Below are 3616 nucleotides of genomic sequence, written 5' to 3'. Positions count from 1 at the left end.
GAGATGTGGCAACGCTGTACGGAGTAGAAACGAAGCGGGTGAATGAAGCGGTGAGGAATAATCTGGATAAATTCCCCAAGGACTATATCATTGAATTGAATGAAAGTGAGATACGGTATTTGCGGTCGAAACTTTCGACCGCAAATTTATCCCCTAAAGTACGTGCAGTCCCTAAAGCCTTTACCGAAAAAGGTCTTTACATGCTTGCCACTGTTTTGAAAAGTCCTCGTGCTACGGCTACGACTCTTGCCATTATAGAGTCTTTTGCTCATTTAAGAGAACTCTCCCGTAATCTAAATATTTTGTCAACTGAAGTAGATGAAGATAAACAGAAAACATTGACCCAACGCAGTAGCGAGTTACTTCACGAATTATTGTCTGTAGAAGAGAAGGGAGATACAACAGAAACCGAATCTTCGATAGAACTGAATTTATATGCTTTAAAGATGAAGCGTATGGTGAAAAAGATAAAGAAAGGATAATTCTTTTGTGCAGATAAGAGAGGTTTTTATTAACTTGCAGGCAGTTTACAAATAACCCTTGTATATATGGAAAAAATATTCAAATCCAAAGGTATGACTACTACTGAAAAATGGGTAATAGTATTTGTTCTTACTTTTATGTGCGGTACATACCTGTTGCTGAAAGAGGCGTCTGTCTTATGTGGATTCATTGTGGCTATTCCTTTTCTGATTAGTAATTACCAAAGGAAATATATCATTAAAGAAAATGGAGACCTTTGGGTGAAGACAGTGTTCGGTATATCTCAGAAGGCGATCGGAGTGAACTGTATCCTCTATAACCCGTCTGCCAAAGGATGGCAATGGCGCGTCCGCCAGATGGTGGTCAGGTATCAAAATGGATTGAAGAAAGGCTTTTTCCCGATTACTCCTGCTGACCCGGAAGGGCTGATAGCCGCACTTAAAGAAAAGAATCCTGGTCTTGAGTTGCAATATACCTATAAATAAATAGAAACTATGAAATACCAAGTTGCCATTATCGGTGGAGGTCCTGCGGGATATACTGCTGCCGAAGCTGCCGGGAAAGCCGGACTAAGCGTAGTGTTGTTTGAAAAGCAAAGTTTAGGTGGAGTTTGTCTGAATGAAGGCTGCATCCCTACCAAGACTTTATTGTATTCGGCAAAAACGTATGATGCTGCGCGTCATGCTTCCAAATATGCAGTCGCTGTTTCCGAAGTCTCATTTGATTTGCCGAAGATAATTGCCCGTAAACAGAAAGTGGTGCGTAAACTGGTGTTGGGCGTTAAAGGTAAGCTGACTGCCCACGGAGTGAATATCGTGCAGGGAGAAGCTACCATCATCAATGAGAATACTGTGCAGTGTGGTGCTGAGACTTATGAGTGCGAGAATCTGATTTTATGCACCGGTTCGGAAACATTCATTCCCCCTATTCCCGGAGTGGATACTGTACCCTTCTGGACGCACCGCGATGCTTTAGATAATAAGGAGCTTCCTGCTTCACTTGCCATTATTGGTGGTGGAGTAATCGGTATAGAGTTTGCCTCCTTCTTTAATAGTCTGGGCGTACAGGTCACTGTTATCGAAATGCTTGATGAAATCCTGGGAGGCATGGATAAAGAGCTTTCCGCTCTTCTGCGTGTGGAATATGCAAAACGTGGAATCAAGTTTATGCTTAGTACGAAGGTCGTATCTCTTGCTGAGGCTTCTTCCGAAGACGGGAAGCCACAAGTGCAGGTTAATTATGAGAATGCAGAAGGTACAGGCAGCGTGCTTGCCGAGAAACTATTGATGAGTGTAGGTCGCCGTCCGGTAACGACAGGTTTCGGGTTGGAGAATCTGGAATTACGAAGAACGGAAAGAGGGAATATCTGTACAAACGAACAGATGCAAGCCTCTGCTCCGGGAGTATATGTATGTGGTGATCTGACAGGTTATTCTTTACTGGCACATACAGCTGTTCGTGAGGCAGAAGTAGCTGTACATACGATACTTGGCAAGAAAGATGTCATGAGTTATTGGGCAATTCCCGGTGTGGTATATACCAATCCGGAGATTGCAGGAGTAGGGCAGACGGAAGAAAGTTTGCAAATGAAAGGTATTAATTACCGTGTTGTAAAACTCCCGATGGCTTACTCCGGTCGTTTTGTTGCTGAGAACGAAGGAGTGAACGGAGTTTGTAAACTTCTGATAGCAGATGATGAGACCATAGTGGGAGCACACATATTGGGTAATCCGGCTTCTGAAATTATCACCCTGGCAGGTATGGCTATCGAACTGAAACTGACTACCGAAGCCTGGAAGAAAATAGTATTCCCGCATCCCACGGTTTCAGAGATTTTTAAAGAAGCGTTGTAACTCGATAAACATGAAAAAATATCTGTTGTCTCTTGCTCTTGCTCTTTTGTTTATTCCTGTAACCGTATGGGGACAAAATACGACTGTTAAGAGCCTTTCTTCCCGCCTGGATACCTTGATTAAATATCAACTTCCTGCTGGTTCCAACGTTGGTATATCCATATACGACCTGACTGACGGGAAGTCTTTATACACTTATCAGGCGGATAAGCTCTCTCGTCCGGCTTCTACTATGAAACTGCTGACTACTATTACCGCCCTTGCCCATCCGGATGCGGATGATCCTTTTAAAACAGAAGTATGGTATCAGGGCGTGATTGAACAAGATACGCTGAAAGGTGATTTGTATGTTGTGGGCGGATATGACCCTGAATTTGATGATGAAGCTCTGGATTCATTGGTAAATGCGCTAAGTCGTTTCCCGTTCTCGGTGATATCGGGCCATGTATATGGAGATGTTTCTATGAAAGACTCCATTTATTGGGGAAGCGGTTGGGCTTGGGATGATACACCTGCCTCCTATCAACCTTATCTTTCGCCATTGATGCTGAATAAAGGTCTGGTCACTGTTACGGCTTCTCCCGGCGAACGGGGTCACTTGGCAAGTCTCGATTGTGTTCCTGCCTCTTCTTATTATACCGTAACGAATGAAACCAAATCCCGTACTCCTGCTGTCGGACGTTTCGGGATTTCTCGGGATTGGCTACAGAATGGTAACAACGTAGTTGTAAAAGGAAATGTGGAAAGTAAGCGGATAGGTACGGTTAATATCTATTCCTCCCAAGATTTCTTTATGCATACCTTTCTTGAGCGTTTGCGGGCAAAAGGTATCAGTTGTCCTGACGACTATTCTTTTAATGAATTGCTGAAAGATAGTGTTTCGGTACAAATGGCCCTGTTTGAAACCTCTATTCAGGATGTTGTCAATCAGATAATGAAAGAAAGTGATAATCTGAATGCGCAGGCTTTACTCTGTCGCCTGGGTGCACAAACCACCGGAAAGAAGAGGATTTCGGATGAAGACGGACTCTCCGCTATCCGTAAACAAGTAAAGGCTTTGGGTGAGGACGTTGGTCGCTACAATCTGGCGGATGGTTGCGGACTTTCCAATTATAACTATATTTCTCCGGATCTGCTGGTTTCTTTTCTGAAGTTTGCCTATTCCCGTACGGATGTTTTCCAGAAACTATATAAGGCCTTGCCTATTGGTGGAGTCGATGGGACATTAAAGTATCGTATGAAACGCGGAACTCCTTCTTATAAGAATGTACATGCCAAGA

4 protein-coding genes are annotated in these 3616 nt (G+C 43.5%); all 4 read left to right on the top strand.

Going from position 1 to position 3616, the window contains the following annotated elements:
* The coding region (locus Q1W14_RS21695; RefSeq protein ID WP_300704950.1) for an ORF6N domain-containing protein at positions 1-482 on the top strand (482 nt) is incomplete at its 5' end.
* Positions 483-548: 66 nt separating this feature from the next.
* The gene (locus Q1W14_RS21690; RefSeq protein WP_118466305.1) at positions 549-968 is read left to right on the top strand and encodes a hypothetical protein; all 420 of its coding nucleotides are present in this window, start codon (positions 549-551) and stop codon (positions 966-968) included.
* A 9-nt stretch (positions 969-977) separates the two neighbouring features.
* Positions 978-2336, top strand: coding sequence for a dihydrolipoyl dehydrogenase (gene lpdA, locus Q1W14_RS21685; protein ID WP_300704945.1), 1359 nt, complete (start codon positions 978-980; stop codon positions 2334-2336).
* A 10-nt stretch (positions 2337-2346) separates the two neighbouring features.
* Positions 2347-3616: D-alanyl-D-alanine carboxypeptidase/D-alanyl-D-alanine-endopeptidase (gene dacB, locus Q1W14_RS21680; protein ID WP_300704944.1), on the top strand; the 1270-nt coding region annotated here is incomplete at its 3' end.

The organism is Bacteroides sp. (genome assembly GCF_030151085.1).
Classification (GTDB): domain Bacteria; phylum Bacteroidota; class Bacteroidia; order Bacteroidales; family Bacteroidaceae; genus Bacteroides.
The sequence above is the reverse complement of the archived record's forward strand: the minus strand, read 5'-3'. Positions and strand labels throughout refer to the sequence as shown.

Bases quoted from the DNA above. Each gene is read 5' to 3' on its own strand.
- Q1W14_RS21690 (WP_118466305.1), top strand. From the start codon at position 549: ATGGAAAAAATATTCAAATCCAAAGGTATGACTACTACTGAAAAATGG.
- lpdA (WP_300704945.1), top strand. From the start codon at position 978: ATGAAATACCAAGTTGCCATTATCGGTGGAGGTCCTGCGGGATATACT.